Genomic DNA, 18,196 nt, shown 5'->3' with positions numbered 1-18,196 from the left:
GGGGAGGCGGCCCGCTCTTGTGCGGGATCTCTTGGCGCGCCCGTGCTCCGATGCTGGAGCGCATGAAGACGAGGTTCGTCATCGGCTACGCGGCCGTGCTGTGCGCGGTCCCGTACCTCACGCTGAAGCTGCTGTGGCTGACCGGCAGCGGGATCGGCTTCTCCGACCCCTCCGTGCTGCGCGAGCCGAGCATGCTCGCGCTCAACGCCGTCACCGCCGCGATGGACGCCGTCGCGATCGTCGTCGCGCTCGTGCTGACCCACTCGTGGGGGATGCGGCTGCCCGCGTGGGCGGTGGTCTTCCCGATGTGGGTCGCCACCGGGCTGCTGGTCCCCATCGCGGTGATGGCGCCGTTGTCCGCATTGGGTGGCGCTGGCTCTTCTGGGCCTGTGCAGCCGTGGGTGTACGGCGTCGTCTACTCCGGCTTCAGCCTCCAGGGCGTGCTGCTCGCGGTCGCTTTCGTGTTCTACGCGCGTGCTCGGTGGGCGCCGCTCTTCGTTGCGGGACAACACCCTCCGACGCCCACGCGGGACCTTCAGATCGTGCTGGCGAACCTGGGGTCGGTGCTCGCGGTCGCGGTCGCTGTTGTTGATCTCAACGTTTTCGCGCTGGCCGGAGCGATCGGCGTGCAGGTGCTCGCGCGCGGCCGCACCGGCTGGGGACCGCTCTCGGTGGCGTGGCTGGGCAGCGGCGCCATGTTCGGGCTGGGCCTGTGGAGCATGGTCGTGTTGCTCGGCGGCACTCCGCTCAGCGCGGGGATGTCCGTGCTGGAGGGCTTCACCGAGCTGGCGAAGGTGCTCGGCGGCACGGTGCTCGGCCTCGTGCTGCTGTTCCTGATGGTGGAGCGGACCCGATCGGAGAGCGCGACCACCTCCTGAGATCAACTACCGTCCGGGCATGGGCAAGTACGGCGGGATCGCGACGGCCAGCTACGTCCTGTCGGCGCTGTGGTTCCTCGCGTTCCTGGTGGGCCTGGCCGTCGATCGCAGGCGGCTGCGCAACGGCGTCTACCTGGTGATCTCGCTGGGCTTCCTCGCGGCGTCGGCGGCGATCTCCTCCCCGGAGACGGCGCGCGCCCTGGTGATCCCCGTCCTGCTGGTCAGCCCGCTGCTGATCCTCGGGCTCTCGGTCCTGCTGATGCTCAACGGCGTGGTCATGCTGTGGCGCGAGGGGTGGCGGCTGGCGAACCTGCTCTCCCTGTTGCTGGGCATCGGGATTCTCCTCGTCACCGTGGCGGCCGCCTTCGCGCTGACCGTGAAGAACCCGTTGTTCCGCAGCGTCGTCGGAGCGACCGTGGGCGGGCTCGGCTACATCGCCTTCGTCTTCGGCTGCTTCCTGCTGTACTCGCTGCTGTACGTGCGCATCGGCCATCGCGGTCACGCCGACTTCATCGTGGTCCTGGGCGCGGGGTTGGAGGGCGATTCGGTGCCCGCTCAGCTCGCTGGGCGGCTCGACAAGGCACGTGAGGCGGCTTCGGCTCTGCCCGACGCCACGATCATCGTCTCCGGCGGTTTCGGTCCCGACGCGGACGTGTCCGAGGCACGCGCGATGGCCGACTACCTGATCGCGGGCGGTGTGCCGCCGGAGCGCGTCGTGCTGGAGGAGAAGTCGCGGACCACGTTGCAGAACCTCGTGTTCAGCGAGGAGATCATGGCGGAGCGCTTGCCCGGCCACCGCTGCGTGGTGATCACCAGCAGCTACCACGTGCTCCGCGCGGCGGCCTTCGCCCGGCGGGCAGGGGTGGTCGGGCACGTCGTCGGAGCGCCGACCGCGAAGTACTTCTGGCCCAGCGCCTTCCTGCGCGAGTTCGTCGCGATCCTGGTCGACCACAAGCTCAAGAACGCCGCCCTGTGCGCGCTCTGCTCCTTCTTCGGCCTCCTGGCACTCCGCTTCTGACCGCCCGCACCCCAGCCGTCTTCAACGACAGCTCCCCAAAAAACCGCGGGGTTGGGGGCGGTTAACGATGATCAACAGGGGGGTTTGCTGGTCTTGAAGACACCCCAACCCCCGGCGACACCGTGACCGGGATGCACAGCGCAACCGCTTGCAGGAGCTAGTCGACGCCGTTGCCGCCGCTCTGCCGGATGATGATCACCGCGCGGTCGTCGCTGGAGACCGTCTTGCCGCCGTTCTTGTTCGTGGTGCCGACCCACAGCGCCGCGCCGTCCGGGGTGAGATCGCCGCCGCGCAGCCTGCCGTAGGTACCCTTCTCCCTGGTGACGGGCTGGCCGGTGAACGCGCCGGTCGGCCCGAGGGTGAGGTCGAACATGGCCTCGCCCTTCTCCAGGTTCACCGACAGCAGGTCGGGGTAGGCCGCGCAGCCCGCGACGCCGGGCTTGTCCGGCCAGCTCCACGCGGGGGAACCGAGCGGCTTGCCGAGGGAGAACTTGTAGGCGACGTCGCGGTCGGGCTGCCTGTCGGTGACCCACGTCAGCTGGCCGGTCATCGAGGTGCAGATGCCGCCGGGGGAGTACAGCCCCGACGCCACGACAGCCGTGTCGGCGGTGGGGTTGCCCTTGGCGGGCTTGCCCGCCGCGTCGATGCGCAGGAGCTTGCCCGCGAGGGACTTCGGGTCGTTGGAGGCCGCCGCGTTGCCCGCGTTGCCGGTCGCCACGAGCAGCGCGCCGTTGCGGTCGCGGGTCAGCGCGCCCGCGTTGTTGCTGGACCCGCGCGGAATCCCGGTCAGCACGGGCTTGGCCGAGTCCTTCGGCGCGATGCGCACCACGCGGTTGTCGCTGCTGGTCGTGATGTAGGCGTAGATCAGGTTGTCCTCGCGGAAGGACGGGGACAGCGCGAGCCCGGTCAGCCCACCGTCACCGGCGGTGTCCACGTCGATCTGGGCGACGAGCACGGTGTCCTGCGTGCCCTCCACGGTGCGCAGCACGCGGCCGGTGGTCCGCTCGGCGACGTAGGCGGTCTTGCCGTCCGGCAGCACGGCCACGGCGGAGACCTGGTCGAGGCAGGTCGCCATCACCGAGGAGCTGTAGTCCTTGCAGCCCTCCGGCGGCTTCGGCGGTCCACCGGGACCCTGGCGCGGTGGCTTCTGCTGCTGCCCACCGCCACCGGGCATCTGCGGGTTCGGCCCGGCCTGCGGTTCGAGGTGCGGTCGCGGGGTCCACTGCGTGCTCGGCTGCTCGGGAAAGCTCGCGCAGCCCGACGCCAGCAGGCCGAACGCCGAGAAGGCGGCCAGCAGTGCTGTACGAAAGTTCCGGCTGCGCAGGGTGGTCACGGTCGTCCAGGGTAGGCGGACTCCGGTGAACGCGGGGTGAGTGGGCGAGGATCGGCGTAATCAAGTGCGTCACGCACTGCCTCGGCGCGCTCCACCAGCAGGTCGAGCTCGTCGGCGAGCACCTTCGGCGCCTCCAAGGGCACGAAGTGACTGCACGGCAGTTCGCGAAGCCGTGCCTGGGGCAACGGCCCGGTCGCGGACCAGCTCCCGCGCGGGTCGGCCAGCAGGTCGTAGCGTCCCGCGAGCACAGTGACCGGGCACGACAGCGCGCGCAGGTCCTGCCTGCCGGTGTCGCCCAGCGCGAGCGCGAGCGTCCAGTACCACCGCCAGTCGTGCTGGAGGAACCGCTGCGCCGACACGCGGAACGCTTCGTTGCCCGGCAGCAGGTGCGCGGGGAGCCGGTGCGCCACGGCATCGAGCAGCGGTCCTGCCCAGCGCAGCGCCTGCGTCCCACCGCGCGCGAGCACGCGGCTCAACGGCTTCGGCAGACCGAGCACTCCGAGCACGTCGTCGAAGAACGCGCCGGGCGCTCCGCCGATCAGCATCACCCCGGCAACGCGCTCCGGGTGCAGACGCGCCAGTTCGGTCGCCACGGTGACACCGAGGGACCAGCCGACGACGACGCAGCGCCGGACTCCCGCGTCGTCGAGGACGGCCAGCGCGTCACCGACGTGGTCGGCGAGCTGGATGCGCTCCTCGTCGGCAGGGCGCTCTGAGTCGAAGGTGCCGCGATAGTGCCAACCGTGCACCCGCACCGACGCGTCCGGCCCGGTGAGCGACGGCCACGCCTCGACGGGAGTGCCCAGTCCCGCGCACAGCAGCACCGGCGGGCTCGCGCGTCCCGAGCTCCACGCCCTGATCTTCGTGCCGTCCGTGCCGGACACCCACCGCTCTTCCATCGAGACGAAGTGTGCCGCACTTCTCGGCGGGACGCAGGCACCGGTGCGGGTAACGTGCGCCCCGTGACGCTGACCGTGCTCGTTCCCGATGACCACGGACTCGCCGCTCTGTCCACTGTGGACGGAGTGCGCGCCGTGGTGCTGGACCTCTCCGATCCCGGCCAGCTGGCCGAGGCGGACGTCCTCGTCCCACCGTTCCTCTCCGTCGGCAGGCTCGTCGCCGCCATGGAGCAGATGCCCAAGCTCGGGCTCGTGCAGCTGCTGACCGCGGGCGCCGAGGCGTGGCTGGGGCGCCTGCCCGAGAACGTGCTGCTGTCGAACTGCCGTGGCGCGCACGGCGGCAGCACCGCGGAGTGGGTCTTCGCCGCGCTGCTGTCGATCTACCGCGATCTGCCGACCTTCGATGCGGCGCGGCGCGCGGGCGAGTGGGACTTCCACGTCACGGACACCATGCAGGACAAGCGAATGCTCGTCGTCGGCGCCGGTGACCTCGGCGAGCAGCTGCGTCGCCGCTTCGACGCCTTCGACGCGACCACCACGCTCGTTGGCACCAAGGCGCGCGAGGGCGTGCACGGCGTCGATGAACTACCCGACCTGCTCGGCGAGCACGATGCGGTGATCATGGTCGTGCCGATGACCGACGCGACGAGGCACATGGTCGACGCGGAGTTCCTGTCCCGCATGCGCGACGGCGCGATCCTGGTCAACGCCGCGCGCGGCCCCGTGGTGCACACCGAAGCCCTTGTCGCGGAGCTGAACTCCGGCCGCCTGCGCGCGGCGCTGGACGTCACCGACCCGGAACCGCTGCCGTCCGGCCATCCACTGTGGACGGCGAAGAACCTCGTGCTGACCCCGCACGTCGCGGGCAGTGTGACAGTGCGCGAGAAGCGGGCGTGGGGCATCGCGGCGCGACAGATCGCGCAGTTCGCCGCGGGCAAGGAGCCCGACAACGTCATCCGTGGCGCCTACTGAGTTCACCGGTTCTGGCCTAGAAAGCGGCGCGGAGTCCTTGGGAGGATGCAGGGGCTGACAACGTTGTCAGCCCCTGCATCGAGGAGTACGACATGGGCGGCCCCCGATTAGCTCGTCTGCCCCTTGTTCTCGTCGCAGTCGGCTCACTGCTGGTCGGCGGCGTCCAGGCCACAGCCGCGCCAACAGCGGCGCGAGCGATCAATGACCCCGCGCAGTACGTGAACACCTTCGTCGGCACCAAGCCCGGCGGCCCCGATTTCGGGCACGGTGGCGGCGCGGGCAACACGTTCCCCGGCGCGGACGCCCCGTTCGGCATGCTCAAGTGGAGTCCGGACACCGTGACGCACCAGCACGGCGGCTACCACTACGAGGACAACCGCATCCGCGGGTTCAGCCTCACCCACATCTCCGGTCCGGGGTGCAGCGACCACGGCAACGTCCCGTTCCTGCCGGTGCTCGGCGATCAGCCCGTTGAGCACCACACGTTCTCCCACGCCAACGAGAGCGCGTCGCCGGGCACCTACGGCGTGCGCTTCGACAACGGCATCCGCGCCGACCTCGCCGTGACGCAGCGCTCCGGAATCGCGCGCTTCAGCTACCCGGCGGGCCAACGCGCCTCGCTGACCGCCGACGCGGCGCGTGGCTTCAACCCCGCTTCCGGTGCGATCACCATCGGAACGAACACGCTGACCGGCTTCACCGACAGTGGTGGTTTCTGCGGCGCGGGCAACAGGTACCGCCTGTACTTCCACGCGGAGTTCGACCAACCGTTCGCGCAGTCGGGGATCGTCAGCAAGGACAACACCGTCGACCGCAGTCTCAGGCGTGCGGAGTCCACAAAGGATGCTCCGGCGGCAAAGGCCTTGGTGTCCTTCGCGTCCTCGAACGTGACCGCGCGCATCGGTATCTCTTACGTGAGCCTTGAAGGCGCGAAGGCCAACCTCGTCGCGGAGCAGGGCACGCGCACCTTCGAGCAGGTCCGCGACGGCACGAGGGCGACGTGGAACGAACTGCTCGGCAGGATCTCGGTCACCGGCGGCACGGACATGCAGCGCAGCAGGCTCTACACGAACCTGTATCACTCGTTGTTGCACCCCAACGTGTTCAGCGACGTGGACGGCAGCTACGTCGGCTTTGACCGGCGCGTTCACAAGCTCCCGGCGGGCCGCGCGCAGTACGCCACGTTCTCCGGCTGGGACGTCTACCGATCACAGGTGCAGCTCGTCGCGTTGCTGGCGCCCAAGGAGGCTTCGGACATCGCGCAGTCCGCGGTGAACCAGGCGACGCAGGGCGGCTACTTCGACAGGTGGACCGTGGCCAACGGTGGCACCGGCGTGATGAACGGCGATCCGATGTCCATCATCGTCGCGAGCATCCACGCGTTCGGCGGCACGAACTTCAACACAGCGGACGCGTTGCAGCGCATGGTCACCGGTAGTCGTGATCCGCGACAGCGCCCAGGGCACGTCCAGTACGACGGGCAGAGCTACATCCCCGCTGGCACCGGCGGAGTGTGGGGGACCGCGTCGACCACACTGGAGTACACGAGCGCGGACTTCGCCGTCTCGCAGTTCGCCGCGCGCGTCGGCGACAACGCCACGCACGAGCTCTTTCTTCGTAGAGCGCAGAACTGGCGCAGTCTGCTGAACTCCGGCATCAGGACCATTCAGCCCCGCAACGGCGACGGCACGTGGCCCGCGTTCTCGCCGACACAGGAGAACGAGTACGTCGAGGGCAACGGTGCGCAGTACTCGTGGATGGTGCCCTACAACCACCGTGGGCTCTTCGACGCCATGGGCGGCGACGCGGCCGTGCTGTCGCGGTTGGACACGTTCTTCACCGAGCTCAACGCGGGGCCGAAGAAGCCCTACGCGTACTTGGGCAACGAACCCACGCTGAACACTCCGTGGGCATACGCGTACGCCGGAGCGCCTTATAAGACACAGGACATCGTTCGTCGTGCGCTTACAAGCATCTTCAAGCCCGCGCCGGACGGCTACGTCGGCAACGACGACCTAGGGCAGATGGCGTCCTGGGGAGTCTGGGCCGCACTGGGCTTGTATCCCGAGGCACCGGGGCGCAGTGAGCTTGTCCTGGCAAGCCCGCTGTTCCCGGAAACCACGATCACGCGCGGCAACGGCGTCACTATCAAGATCACCGCGCCGCAGGCCAGTGACGCCAACAAGTACGTGCAGCGCCTCCGCGTCAACGGTCAGACCTCGACGAAGCCGTGGGTCAGCGAGGACATGGTCCGCAACGGCGGCACGCTCGACTACGTCCTTGGTGCCAGCCCTAACACCGCTTGGGGCGCCGCGGCGGCTGACGCTCCACCGTCCTTCGACGTGGGTCCCGCGCAACCGCGTACCGGCGCGATCACCGGACTCGCCGCGAAGTGCGTCGACGTCAACCAGGGCGCAACCGCTGACGGCACCAAGGTCCAGCTTTGGGACTGCAACACGGGCACCGCGCAGCAGTGGACCTTCGCCTCCGACGGCAGCGTCCGCGCACTCGGCAAGTGCCTCGACGTCAGCAACAGCGGCACCGCCAACGGCACGAAGATCCAGCTGTGGCAGTGCAACGGCACTTCGGCGCAACAGTGGTGGCCGAAGGCGGGCGGCGGCCTGGTGAGCCCCATGTCCGGCCGCTGCCTCGACGTGCCCAACAGCACCACCACCAACGGCACGCAGCTGCAGATCTTCGACTGCAACGGCAGCGGCGCCCAGATCTGGCGCGTCCCCTAGGGGACAAGTCCGGGGCGACATCCCTCCCGAAGCGGTCGCCCCGGACGCGCTGATCACCTAGCGTTGTGCGCTGTGAGCACTAACGGAGAGTCGGCGTTCGGTCCCAGCTCCACCAGCAGCGGCAAGTCCGGCGAGATCCGTCCGTTCACCTGGACGGCGGGGGCGGACTTCGGGCAGCTGGTGCTGCGCTTCGCGCTGGGCGGCACCTTCATCGCGCACGGCGCGCAGAAGATCTTCGGCGCGTTCGGCGGTCCCGGCATCACCGGGTTCGCGCAGTTCCTGCAGAGCAAGGGGTTCACCCAGACGACCCTGCTGGCGTGGTTGACCGGCCTGACCGAACTGGTCGGCGGCGCGCTCGTGGTGATCGGCCTGTTCACCCCGCTGGCCGCCGCAGGCCTGCTCGCCGTCATGATCAACGTGGTGATCCTGAAGTGGGGCGGGGGATTCTTCCTCGGCCAGCAGGCGGCGGGCTTCGAGTTCGACCTCGTGCTCGGCGCGATGGCCGCGGGCGTCGTGCTCACCGGCCCCGGCCGCCTCGGCCTGGACACCGGCTTCTTCTGGTCCCGCAGACCGCTCGGCGTCGGCGTCGGCTGCCTCGCCATCGCCGTGGCCGCCACCCTGCTCATGCAGCTGGTCTTCCGCACCTGACCCGATGGGCCCCGGTCACGCCGGGGCCCACCACGGTCCTCAGCGCCAGCCGTAGCGCTTGCGCAGCGCGATCGCCACGCGGGTGAAGCGGTCGGCCTCCAGCACCGCGCCCTCGCGGCGGATGTCGTCCTCGCCCAGCTCGAAGAGCCGGTCCAGCCGCAGGTAGGACGCCCGCCCGGAGCGGTCCCACGCGCCTTCGCCGAGCTCCAGCCAGTCCTGCTCCTCGTGGTGGTCCGGCACCTGGCTGGACAGCATCATCGCGTGCAGCATCGAGCCGTCGCGGCCCACCACGAGCAGCGGGCGGTCCTTGCCCTTGGACGGGTCCTCCTCGAACGGCACCCACGTCCACACGACCTCGCCCGGATCGGCCTGGCCGTCCAGGTCCGGTGCGTAGACCAGATCCGTCGCGCGCGCCCTCGTCGGCACCTCGCGCACCCGCTTCACCTGCTGTTGATCACCAAGCATCCGCGCAACCTACCGCCCACCCCGAGCCCCCCGTTCACCGCGCCGGACACGTGCTGAATGACTCCTTCAGCACGTTCAACCACCTCAATGAGTCATTCAGCACGCCGCGGACCACGCCAACGGCCCGTTCAGTGCGTTGAAGGAGCTGAACGACCCGTTCAGTGCGCTCAACGCACCAAACGGGTCGTTCAGGGCTTCAGCGACACCAGCCAATGACTCGTTTGGTGCGTTGAGGTAGCTGAATGACTCATTGGGGGCGCTCAACTCCCTCAACGGGCCATTGGGGGAGTTGAGCGTCCTGAAGGAGTCATTGGGGGCGCTCAAGTACCCCAATGAGTCATTCAGCGCACAACCACGGCGGTGGGGTCAGACGCGGTTGACGTCGCGGACGGCGCCGGTGGAGGCGGAGGTGGCGAGCTTGGCGTAGGCCTTGAGCGCCGTGGAGACCTCGCGCTGCCGGTCGACGGGCTGCCACGGGCGCTCGCTGGCCTCCATCTTGGCCCTGCGCTCGGCGAGCACGTCGGCGTCCACGAGCAGCTCCAGTTTGCGCGAGTGCACGTCGAGCAGGATCTGGTCGCCGTCCTGCACCAAGCCGATCAAGCCGCCGTCGGCCGCCTCGGGGGAGACGTGGCCGACGGAGATGCCGGAGGAGCCACCGGAGAACCGGCCGTCGGTGATCAACGCGCAGAGCTTGCCGAGGCCGGAGCCCTTGAGGAAAGCGGTGGGGTGCAACATCTCCTGCATGCCGGGACCGCCGGAGGGGCCCTCGTAGCGGACCACGATCACCTCGCCCGCCTGCACCTCCTTCTTCAAGATCGCCGAGACGGCCTGCTCCTGGCTCTCCACGACGCGCGCGGGGCCCTGGAAGTGCCACAGCTCCTCGTCGATGCCCGCGGTCTTGATCACCGCGCCCTCCTCGGCGAGGTTGCCGTACAGCACCGCGAGCCCGCCGTCGGCGGTGTACTTGTGCTCGAAGTCGCGGATGCAGCCGCCTGCGGCGTCAGTGTCCAAAGAGGACCAACGGTTCGACGTGGAGAACGCCTTCGTGGTGCGGACTCCGCCGGGCGCGGCGTGGAACAGCTCGACGGCCTCGGCCGATGGCGACTCCGCGCGGATGTCCCACTCGGCAAGCCACTGCTCCAAAGTGGGCGTGTGCACCGAGTGCACGTCGCGGTTCAGCAGCCCGGCGCGGTTCAGCTCGCCGAGGATCGCCGGGATTCCGCCTGCCCGGTGCACGTCCTCCATGTGGTAGTCGGAGTTCGGCGACACCTTGGACAGGCACGGGACGCGGCGGCTGATCGCGTCGATGTCGGAGAGCGTGAAGTCGATCTGCCCCTCCTGCGCGGCGGCGAGGATGTGCAGCACCGTGTTGGTGGAGCCGCCCATCGCCACGTCCAGCGCCATGGCGTTCTCGAACGCCTTGCGGTTGGCGATGTTGCGCGGGAGCGCGCTCTCGTCGTCCTGCTCGTACCAGCGCTTCGCCAGCTCGACGATCGTGGTTCCCGCGCGCAGGAACAGATCGCGCCGCGCGGAGTGCGTCGCCAGCGTGGAACCGTTGCCCGGCAGGGAGAGCCCGAGCGCCTCGGTCAGGCAGTTCATCGAGTTCGCGGTGAACATGCCGGAGCAGGAGCCGCACGTCGGACAGGCCGAACGCTCCACTTCGGACAGTCCGGCCTCGTCAACGGCCGCGCTCGCGGAGGCGGCGATCGCGGTGATCAGGTCGGTCGGGGCCTGCGCGACGCCCGCGACGACGACGGCCTTGCCCGCCTCCATCGGCCCGCCGGACACGAAGACCGCGGGGATGTTCAGCCGCATCGCGGCCATCAGCATGCCCGGGGTGATCTTGTCGCAGTTGGAGATGCACACCAGCGCGTCTGCCTGGTGGCCCTGCACCATGTACTCGACGGCGTCGGCGATGACCTCGCGCGAGGGCAGCGAGTAGAGCATTCCGCTGTGCCCCATGGCGATGCCGTCGTCCACGGCGATGGTGTGGAACTCGCGCGCCACCCCGCCGGCCTCGCGCACCGCGCCCGCGACGAGCTCGCCCATGTCCTTGAGGTGCACGTGGCCCGGCACGAACTGGGTGTAGGAGTTGGCGATCGCCACGATCGGCTTGCCGAAGTCGGAGTCGGTCATGCCGGTGGCGCGCCACAGCGAGCGGGCGCCCGCGGCATTGCGACCGTGGGTGGTGATTCGGGAACGCAGCGGGGGCACGGCCCCTCCTTACAACGGGAAAGCAGGAACTACTCGTCGGTGTCTGTCGAGGCTACGCCCTGGTCGGGAGCTTTCTCGGCGGTCGCGCTGGGATCGGGCACCACGCCACCGCTGGCCTTCGCGAGCGCGGGCAGGTCGCCGAGCCGCACCGCAGGCAGGGTCAGACGCTCGCCGCCGTTGAGCACGAGGCTGACCTTGTTGGGGCGTCCCAGGTGCAGGGACGTCACCGCGCCCCACTCTATGCGCCGCGAGCCGAGCGCGGTGCGCACGAGGACCCCGTCCGCCCCGGCGACGGTCCGCGCGCGCAGTACGTGCCAGACCAGCGCGAGCGGGATGAGGTAGACGAGCTGCAGACCGGGCGCGCCGAAGGCGACCGGCGTCACGCAGACCGCGAGCAGCACGATCGGCAGGAGCGCGACCTTCGGAAGTTGGAATACCACGCCGAACATGCTCCCACCTGCGCACGAGGCACCTCGTGTCCCCCGGTCGTGTCCAGCATCCGGGAAGGGAATCCCGCAGAGTTGACGCTGCTACGCCATTGGCGCTAGCGTCATTCGCGTGCTGCTGCGCAACTTCCCGTTCATCGGGGTCCTCGTACTTCCCGGGCGCGTCGACGCCTAGGGAAGTCTTCGTCGACGCGCCACCCTCGTACGGCCCACCATCGGCCTGCGGGGGTTTTTTGTTGCCCGGACAGCCCCAAGTCAACTCGACACCCACGAGGCAGACACGATGACCAGCGCCACATCGCGACCGGCAGCGGTGCCCAAGGCCCCGCAGAATCCCCAGGGTGCGCGCCCCCGCCCCGCGCCCCCGTCCGGGGCCCCGATCCGGGTGACCGGTGCGCAGTCCCTTGTCCGCTCCCTCGAAGCCGCCGGATGCGAGGTCGTCTTCGGCATCCCGGGCGGCGCCATCCTCCCCGCGTACGACCCGCTGCTGGACTCCACCAAGGTGCGCCACATCCTGGTCCGCCACGAACAGGGCGCCGGGCACGCCGCGACCGGCTACGCGCAGGCCACCGGCCGGGTCGGTGTGTGCATGGCCACGTCGGGTCCCGGCGCGACCAACCTGGTCACCCCGCTCGCCGACGCCTACATGGACTCGGTCCCGATCGTGGCGATCACCGGCCAGGTCGCCCGGTCCTCCATCGGCACGGACGCCTTCCAGGAAGCCGACATCTGCGGCATCACGATGCCCGTGACGAAGCACAACATCCTCGTCACCGACCCGGCGGACATCCCGAGGGCGGTCGCCGAGGCCTTCCACATCGCGGCCACCGGTCGTCCCGGCCCGGTCCTGGTCGACGTGCCCAAGGACGTGCTGCAGGCCACCACGTCCTTCTCGTGGCCGCCGGAGATGAAGCTGCCCGGCTACCGGCCCACGGTGCGCCCGCACGGCAAGCAGGTCCGCGAGGCGGCCAAGCTGATCGCCGCGGCGCAGCGCCCGGTGCTCTACGTCGGCGGTGGCGTGCTCAAGGCGCAGGCGTCGGCGGAGCTGTTGGAGCTGGCCGAGTTCACCGGCATCCCGGTCGTCACCACGCTGATGGCGCGCGGCGCGTTCCCCGACTCCCACCAGCTGCACCTGGGCATGCCCGGCATGCACGGCACGGTCGCCGCGGTCGCGGCGATGCAGCGCTCGGACCTGTTGATCACCCTCGGCGCGCGCTTCGACGACCGCGTCACCGGGCAGCTGGACTCCTTCGCGCCCGAGGCCAAGATCGTGCACGCCGACATCGACCCCGCGGAGATCTCCAAGAACCGCCGCGCCGACGTGCCGATCGTGGGTGACTGCAAGGAGGTCATCGGCGAGCTGATCGAGGCGGTGCGCGCGGAGTTCGAGACCGAGCGCGCCGACATCTCCCCGTGGTGGAAGCAGCTCAACTCGTGGCGGGACACCTTCCCGCTCGGCTACGAGGAGCCCACCGACGGCACCCTCGCCCCGCAGTACGTGATCGAGCGGATCGGCGCGCTGGTCGGCCCGGACGCGATCTACGCGGCGGGCGTCGGCCAGCACCAGATGTGGGCGGCGCAGTTCATCCGCTACGAGAAGCCCGGGACGTGGCTGAACTCCGGCGGCCTCGGCACGATGGGCTACGCGGTGCCCGCCGCCATGGGCGCCAAGCAGGGCATGCCCGGCACCGAGGTCTGGGCGATCGACGGCGACGGCTGCTTCCAGATGACCAACCAGGAACTGGCCACCTGCGCGATCGAGAACATCCCGATCAAGGTCGCGGTGATCAACAACGGCAACCTGGGCATGGTCCGCCAGTGGCAGACCCTGTTCTACGACAAGCGGTACTCCAACACCGAGCTGGGCACGCACAAGCACCGCATCCCCGACTTCAAGCTGCTGGCCGAGGCGCTGGGCTGCGTCGGGCTGCGCTGCGAGTCCAAGGACGACGTGGACGCCGTGATCAAGCAGGCGATGGAGATCGACGACCGCCCCGTCGTGATCGACTTCGTCGTCGGCAAGGACGCCCAGGTGTGGCCGATGGTGGCCGCGGGCACCGGCAACGACCACATCATGGCCGCGCGCGGCATCCGCCCGCTGTTCGAGGAAGACGAGTGATGAGCAGGCACACGCTGAGCGTGCTGGTCGAGAACAAGCCGGGCGTGCTGGCCAGGGTCGCCGGGCTGTTCTCCCGCAGGGGCTTCAACATCGAGTCCCTGGCCGTCGGCCCGACCGAGCACGTCGAGGTCTCGCGGATGACGATCGTGGTCTCCGTCGACGAACTACCGTTGGAACAGGTGACCAAGCAGCTCAACAAGCTGGTGAACGTCATCAAGATCGTCGAGCTCGACCCGCCGACGGCCGTGCAGCGCGAACTGCTGCTGGTCAAGGTCAGGGCCGACGCGACGGTGCGCAGCCAGGTGCTGGAGACCGTCCAGCTCTTCCGGGCCAAGGTGGTCGACGTCTCGCCAGAAGCGGTGACGGTCGAGGCCACCGGCACCGCCGACAAGCTCAACGCGCTGTTGCGCATGCTGGAGCCGTACGGGATCAGGGAGATGGTCCAGTCCGGCATGGTCGCGATCGGCAGGGGCGCCCGCTCCATCACCGCCGCCGCCGTCCGCTGAGCCCGCTGAGCCCCCTGAAACGCTGAACCGCCGTTTTCTCGCCATTACTGGAAGGACCACCGAGCACCATGTCCGTGGAGATGTTCTACGACGACGCCGCCGACCTGAGCGTGATCCAGAACCGCAAGGTCGCGGTGATCGGGTACGGCAGCCAGGGCCACGCCCACGCGCTCAGCCTGCGCGACTCCGGGGTCGACGTCCGGATCGGCCTGCCCGAGGGCTCGAAGTCCCGTCCGAAGGCCGAGGAGGAGGGCCTGCGGGTGATCACCCCCGCCGAGGCCGCCGCCGAGGCCGACGTGATCATGGTCCTGATCCCCGACCACAAGCAGCGCGACCTCTACACCACCGACATCGCGCCGAACCTCAACGACGGCGACGCGCTGTTCTTCGGCCACGGCCTGGCGATCCGCTTCGGCCTCATCACCCCGCCCGCGAACGTCGCGGTCGCGATGGTCGCCCCGAAGGGCCCCGGTCACCTGGTGCGCCGCCAGTTCGTCGACGGCAAGGGCGTTCCGTGCCTCATCGCGGTGGAGCAGGACCCCTCGGGTGAGACCCAGGCGCTGGCGCTGTCCTACGCCAAGGCCATCGGCGGCACCCGCGCCGGCGTGATCAAGACCACCTTCAAGGAGGAGGCCGAGACCGACCTCTTCGGCGAGCAGGCCGTGCTCTGCGGCGGCGTGGCCTCGTTGGTGCAGAACGGTTTCGAGGTGCTCACCGAGGCGGGCTACGCGCCGGAGATCGCCTACTTCGAGTGCCTGCACGAGCTGAAGCTGATCGTCGACCTGATGTACGAGGGCGGCATCTCGCGGATGTTCTACTCGGTCTCCGACACCGCGGAGTACGGCGGCTACAGCCGTGGCCCGCGCGTGGTGGACGCCCGCGCCAAGGAGGAGATGCGCAAGATCCTCGCGGAGATCCAGAGCGGGGAGTTCGCCAAGGAGCTCGTCGCGGAGATGGACGGCGGGCGCCCGGCGTTCACCAAGTACCGCGAGGAGTCGGCAGCGCACCCGATCGAGCAGACCGGCAAGAAGCTGCGCGACCTGATGTCGTGGGTGGACCGCCCGATCACCGAGACCGCCTGAGCCGTCTCATGAGTGGGGGGCGCACCCGGAACTCCGGGGGCGCCCCCTTCTGTCTGCCACGTTCACCGCTGAGGCAGAAGGGTCTGCTGGGGAACGGGTGAACGCTGGACCGTCCACTGTGGTCTGGTTGCACATCGCACAACCGATCGCGCCTGCGTGATTTGCAGGCTGCACAAGGCATCTTCAGTTCGTGGGGCAGACGCGGGGCAGTCGCGCGGTGTCCTGCGCCGCGACGCGTGACGGGAAGCCGTCCCGACCCGAGTGGGGGGAGGGGGACGCGAGCCGGGACGGCCTCTCGTCGGTGGTGTCCGGCACCACGCACAGCTGTGCGTAGGCGATCCACCAGGTCGCGCACGGCCAACCACCGTCCCGCCAGCTGGTTCCGCAGAGCCGGCAGCGGGGCCGCCTGCGGCCGGTGCTGCGGTGCTGCGCCAGCAGGAACTGCCAGCCGTGGACCGTGCGCAGGAGCGCGTTCTTGGCGTTCTCATCGGGCTGGGCGAGCGCGAGGGCCTCCAGTTCGGCCAGCGTGCTCGCCACGTCGCGGTAGCAGTCGCGTCCCTGCACGGAGCAGTCGCTCGGCGCCTCGCGGACGTCCAGCAACGACTTTCCCGGCAGCCACACAACCCCCACCCGCTCCCGATCGTCTGGTGTACGGGGAGGATCTCCTGGTGAAACTCCGGAGAGCGACCCCGTCGGCACTAAGCGTGCAAGACGTTCACGGAGAAATGCAACGTACATCCTGCGAATGACACGATTGGGTGAGACTGTGCCCGGCAGTAGGACAAGCGATTGCGACACCCTTTCCGCCGCGTGCACACTGCGGCGAGTTCCCGCCGAGGCGTGTTTTGGACGATCCTGACCGTATGAAGGTCGATCGGGACCACGCATCGTCATTACTGGAGAGGGAGACCGTGACTGCCGGCCACAGCCCTACCGTGCGGCGTCGCCGGTTGGCATCCGAACTGCGCCGCTTACGCGAAGCCGCCGGACTGACCTGCGAGGACGTCGCCGGGCACCTGGAGTGCTCCGCCGCCAAGGTGAGCCGCATCGAGACCGGGCGGACGGGCGTCAACCCGCGCGACGTCCGGGACATGCTCCAGCTCTACGGCGTCGAGGGCGACCGGCAGGACGCACTGGTCGAGCTGTCCAGGATGGCCAGGCAAAAGGGTTGGTGGCACAACTACAGCGACGTGCTGACCGGCGCGTTCGTCGGGATGGAGGCCGAGGCGGCCTCGATCCGGTGCTACCAGGCGCAGCTCGTGCCCGGTCTGCTGCAGACCGAGGACTACGCCCGCTCCGTCTTCCGCGCGGTGCGGCCCAAGGCCGACACCGACGACGTGGAGCGCAGGGTCGCCGCGCGCAGGGCGCGCCAGTCCATCCTCGAGCGCGACCAGCCGCCCAAGTTGTGGATGGTCATCGACGAGGCGGTGCTGCACCGCAAGGTCGGCGGGGACGAGGTGATGCGCGAGCAGCTCGACTACCTGGTCGAGATGACGGCGCAGCCGAACATCGAACTTCAGGTCCTGCCCTTCGGAGCGGGTGCCCACGCGGCCGTGGACGGCCCGTTCGTGATTCTGGGATTCCCGAATCCGGAGGACCCGACCGTGGTCTACCTGGACACCCTCACCAGTGGTCTGTACCTGGAGAAACCAGAGGAAATCCGCTGGTACGGCACGGTATTCGATCATGTACGGGCGGCGGCGCTCGGCACGGAGGAATCCGTCGCGCTGATCGCCTCTAGGGCAAAGGAGTTGTCGTGAGCGTCGACGAGCGTCGGGGGATGTTCACGGAATGGCGCAAGAGCAGCCACAGCGGTGGCGGCAACGACTGCGTCGAGGTCGCCTTCGCGGCGCAGACCGTGGGGGTCCGGGATTCCAAGAACCCGGACGCCGGGGTGCTGGTGTTCACACCGGCGCAGTGGCACGGCTTCCTCGCGGGCGTCCGCGAGGGTCGCTGGACCGGGAAGTGACTCACGCCAGGTGCGCGGCCAGGGTGAGGACGGTCTCGGTGTGATCGAGGGCACGGCGGAGTCTCGCGGCTTGCCGTTCGACGACAAGGCCGGTGTCCGCGACGAGATCGACTTCAGCGGGGCCGAGTGGAAGGGCGACGCGAGCCTGCCCTCCGGCCGGGTCGAGATGGCGCAGGTGCGGCACACCGACGGTGTGACCTACACCGGCCTGCGCAACAGCGACGACCCGGATCAGGTCCTGGTTTTCAACCCCGGTGAGTGGACCGCCTTCGTGGCGGGCGCCAACGACGGCGAGTTCGAGTACGAGTTCGACAAGCCGGTCTAGACGCGAGAGCACGAGAGCAGCGGGCGGCCCGGAGAGCGACGGGCCGCCCGCTCGCGTTTTCCGCCCCGCTCGGGGTTCGTCCCCACCACCTCAGCGCTCGTTCCACCACCTCAATGGCTCGTTCACCACGCTCAACCACGTCAATGACTCGTTCAGCACGTTGGCCCACACCACCTCCTCTGCGAACGGCTCCTTTGACGCGTTGAGCGCACTGAACGGGTCGTTCAGCGCGTTCAAGTACCCGAAGGACCCGTTCAGGGCCTCAACGGCGGCAGCGAACGGCTCCTTCGGTGCGCTCAATTCCCTGAACGGGTCGTTTGGTGCGGTGAAGTACCTGAAAGGGCCGTTGGGGGAGTTGAGGGTCCTGAAGGGGTCGTTCAGGGCGCTCAAGCACCTCAATGAGTCATTCAGGGCGTTGCGGCCGTGAGGGGTGGGCGCGTGTGCGGGTGGGCACGGTGCGTGGTGCGTCGGGGATCACGGCTTTGGTGCTCCGGCACGTGAAACGCCGTGGTAACCCCGCAGATACACTGCGGGTTCTCCGGGTTACAACGCGGTGGCCCGATGCTCGTCGTCCTGGCCGC

General features: G+C 69.2%; 18 protein-coding genes. 12 read left to right on the top strand and 6 right to left on the bottom strand.

The features are described 5' to 3' along the window. The first annotated feature begins 62 nt into the window (after positions 1-62). Positions 63-878: a hypothetical protein gene (locus ABD798_RS30655; RefSeq protein ID WP_344882522.1), complete on the top strand. Its 816-nt coding sequence runs from the start codon at positions 63-65 to the stop codon at positions 876-878. 19 nt (positions 879-897) lie between these two features. Then, a complete protein-coding gene (locus tag ABD798_RS30650) occupies positions 898-1,896 on the top strand; it encodes a YdcF family protein (protein ID WP_344882519.1) in 999 nt (332 codons plus the stop codon). 157 nt (positions 1,897-2,053) lie between these two features. Here the strand turns inward: ABD798_RS30650 and ABD798_RS30645 are convergent, their stop codons facing one another. Together ABD798_RS30645 and ABD798_RS30640 are read right to left on the bottom strand one after the other, a co-directional pair. After that, entirely contained in the window at positions 2,054-3,229 is a 1,176-nt protein-coding gene (locus tag ABD798_RS30645; RefSeq protein WP_344882516.1) for a PQQ-dependent sugar dehydrogenase, read from the bottom strand. Continuing rightward, a complete protein-coding gene (locus ABD798_RS30640; RefSeq protein ID WP_344882512.1) occupies positions 3,226-4,128 on the bottom strand; it encodes an alpha/beta fold hydrolase in 903 nt (300 codons plus the stop codon). Before ABD798_RS30640 ends, ABD798_RS30645 begins: the two co-directional genes overlap by 4 nt. Before the next feature lie 54 nt (positions 4,129-4,182). Between ABD798_RS30640 and ABD798_RS30635 the strand changes: the two genes are divergently transcribed. The 3 genes from ABD798_RS30635 to ABD798_RS30625 all read left to right on the top strand — a co-directional run bounded on the left by ABD798_RS30635 (position 4,183) and on the right by ABD798_RS30625 (position 8,489). Continuing rightward, positions 4,183-5,100 carry a 2-hydroxyacid dehydrogenase gene (locus tag ABD798_RS30635; RefSeq protein ID WP_344882510.1) on the top strand — a complete coding sequence of 306 codons (918 nt, stop codon included), beginning with the start codon at positions 4,183-4,185 and terminating at the stop codon, positions 5,098-5,100. 92 nt (positions 5,101-5,192) lie between these two features. Further along, positions 5,193-7,841, top strand: a complete 2,649-nt coding sequence (locus ABD798_RS30630; RefSeq protein ID WP_344882508.1) for a lectin — start codon at positions 5,193-5,195, stop codon at positions 7,839-7,841. Positions 7,842-7,913: 72 nt separating this feature from the next. Next, positions 7,914-8,489 (top strand): DoxX family protein, encoded by a 576-nt coding sequence (locus ABD798_RS30625; protein ID WP_344882505.1) that lies wholly within the window; start codon positions 7,914-7,916, stop codon positions 8,487-8,489. 39 nt (positions 8,490-8,528) lie between these two features. Here the strand turns inward: ABD798_RS30625 and ABD798_RS30620 are convergent, their stop codons facing one another. The 3 genes from ABD798_RS30620 to ABD798_RS30610 all read right to left on the bottom strand — a co-directional run bounded on the left by ABD798_RS30620 (position 8,529) and on the right by ABD798_RS30610 (position 11,608). After that, positions 8,529-8,954 (bottom strand): type II toxin-antitoxin system PemK/MazF family toxin, encoded by a 426-nt coding sequence (locus tag ABD798_RS30620; protein ID WP_344882502.1) that lies wholly within the window; start codon positions 8,952-8,954, stop codon positions 8,529-8,531. Between the two features lie 366 nt (positions 8,955-9,320). Continuing rightward, entirely contained in the window at positions 9,321-11,168 is a 1,848-nt protein-coding gene (gene ilvD, locus ABD798_RS30615; RefSeq protein WP_344882499.1) for a dihydroxy-acid dehydratase, read from the bottom strand. Between the two features lie 29 nt (positions 11,169-11,197). Beyond that, positions 11,198-11,608 (bottom strand): PH domain-containing protein, encoded by a 411-nt coding sequence (locus ABD798_RS30610; protein WP_344882496.1) that lies wholly within the window; start codon positions 11,606-11,608, stop codon positions 11,198-11,200. A 289-nt stretch (positions 11,609-11,897) separates the two neighbouring features. Here ABD798_RS30610 and ABD798_RS30605 point away from each other — a divergent pair, with 289 nt between their 5' ends. The 3 genes from ABD798_RS30605 (at position 11,898) to ilvC (ending at position 15,321) form a co-directional block, all read left to right on the top strand. Further along, a complete protein-coding gene (locus tag ABD798_RS30605; RefSeq protein ID WP_344882493.1) occupies positions 11,898-13,733 on the top strand; it encodes an acetolactate synthase large subunit in 1,836 nt (611 codons plus the stop codon). Then, complete coding sequence (gene ilvN, locus ABD798_RS30600) at positions 13,733-14,239, top strand: acetolactate synthase small subunit (protein WP_030429086.1); 507 nt, start codon at positions 13,733-13,735, stop codon at positions 14,237-14,239. The genes ABD798_RS30605 and ilvN overlap by 1 nt, the downstream gene beginning before the upstream one ends. A gap of 68 nt (positions 14,240-14,307) precedes the next feature. Continuing rightward, complete coding sequence (ilvC, locus tag ABD798_RS30595; protein WP_344882487.1) at positions 14,308-15,321, top strand: ketol-acid reductoisomerase; 1,014 nt, start codon at positions 14,308-14,310, stop codon at positions 15,319-15,321. A gap of 183 nt (positions 15,322-15,504) precedes the next feature. Here ilvC and ABD798_RS30590 read toward each other — a convergent pair whose 3' ends face one another. Beyond that, entirely contained in the window at positions 15,505-15,951 is a 447-nt protein-coding gene (locus tag ABD798_RS30590; protein WP_344882484.1) for a hypothetical protein, read from the bottom strand. Between the two features lie 281 nt (positions 15,952-16,232). On the opposite strand from ABD798_RS30590, the gene ABD798_RS30585 reads away from it, so the two are divergent. From ABD798_RS30585 to ABD798_RS30570, 4 genes are all read left to right on the top strand, one after another. Next, the gene (locus ABD798_RS30585; RefSeq protein ID WP_344883675.1) at positions 16,233-17,081 is read left to right on the top strand and encodes a helix-turn-helix domain-containing protein; all 849 of its coding nucleotides are present in this window, start codon (positions 16,233-16,235) and stop codon (positions 17,079-17,081) included. Positions 17,082-17,101: 20 nt separating this feature from the next. Next, on the top strand, positions 17,102-17,290 hold the full coding sequence (locus ABD798_RS30580) for a DUF397 domain-containing protein (protein ID WP_344883673.1): 189 nt from the start codon (positions 17,102-17,104) through the stop codon (positions 17,288-17,290). A 10-nt stretch (positions 17,291-17,300) separates the two neighbouring features. Beyond that, positions 17,301-17,615: a DUF397 domain-containing protein gene (locus ABD798_RS30575; RefSeq protein WP_425549297.1), complete on the top strand. Its 315-nt coding sequence runs from the start codon at positions 17,301-17,303 to the stop codon at positions 17,613-17,615. Between the two features lie 160 nt (positions 17,616-17,775). After that, entirely contained in the window at positions 17,776-18,042 is a 267-nt protein-coding gene (locus ABD798_RS30570) for a hypothetical protein (RefSeq protein ID WP_344882481.1), read from the top strand. The last annotated feature ends 154 nt before the right edge of the window (positions 18,043-18,196 follow it).

Source organism: Allokutzneria multivorans (assembly GCF_039537405.1).
Classification (GTDB): Bacteria; Actinomycetota; Actinomycetes; order Mycobacteriales; family Pseudonocardiaceae; genus Allokutzneria; species Allokutzneria multivorans.
Note: the sequence above shows the minus strand (reverse complement) of the source record. Positions and strands in the feature narration are given on the sequence as shown.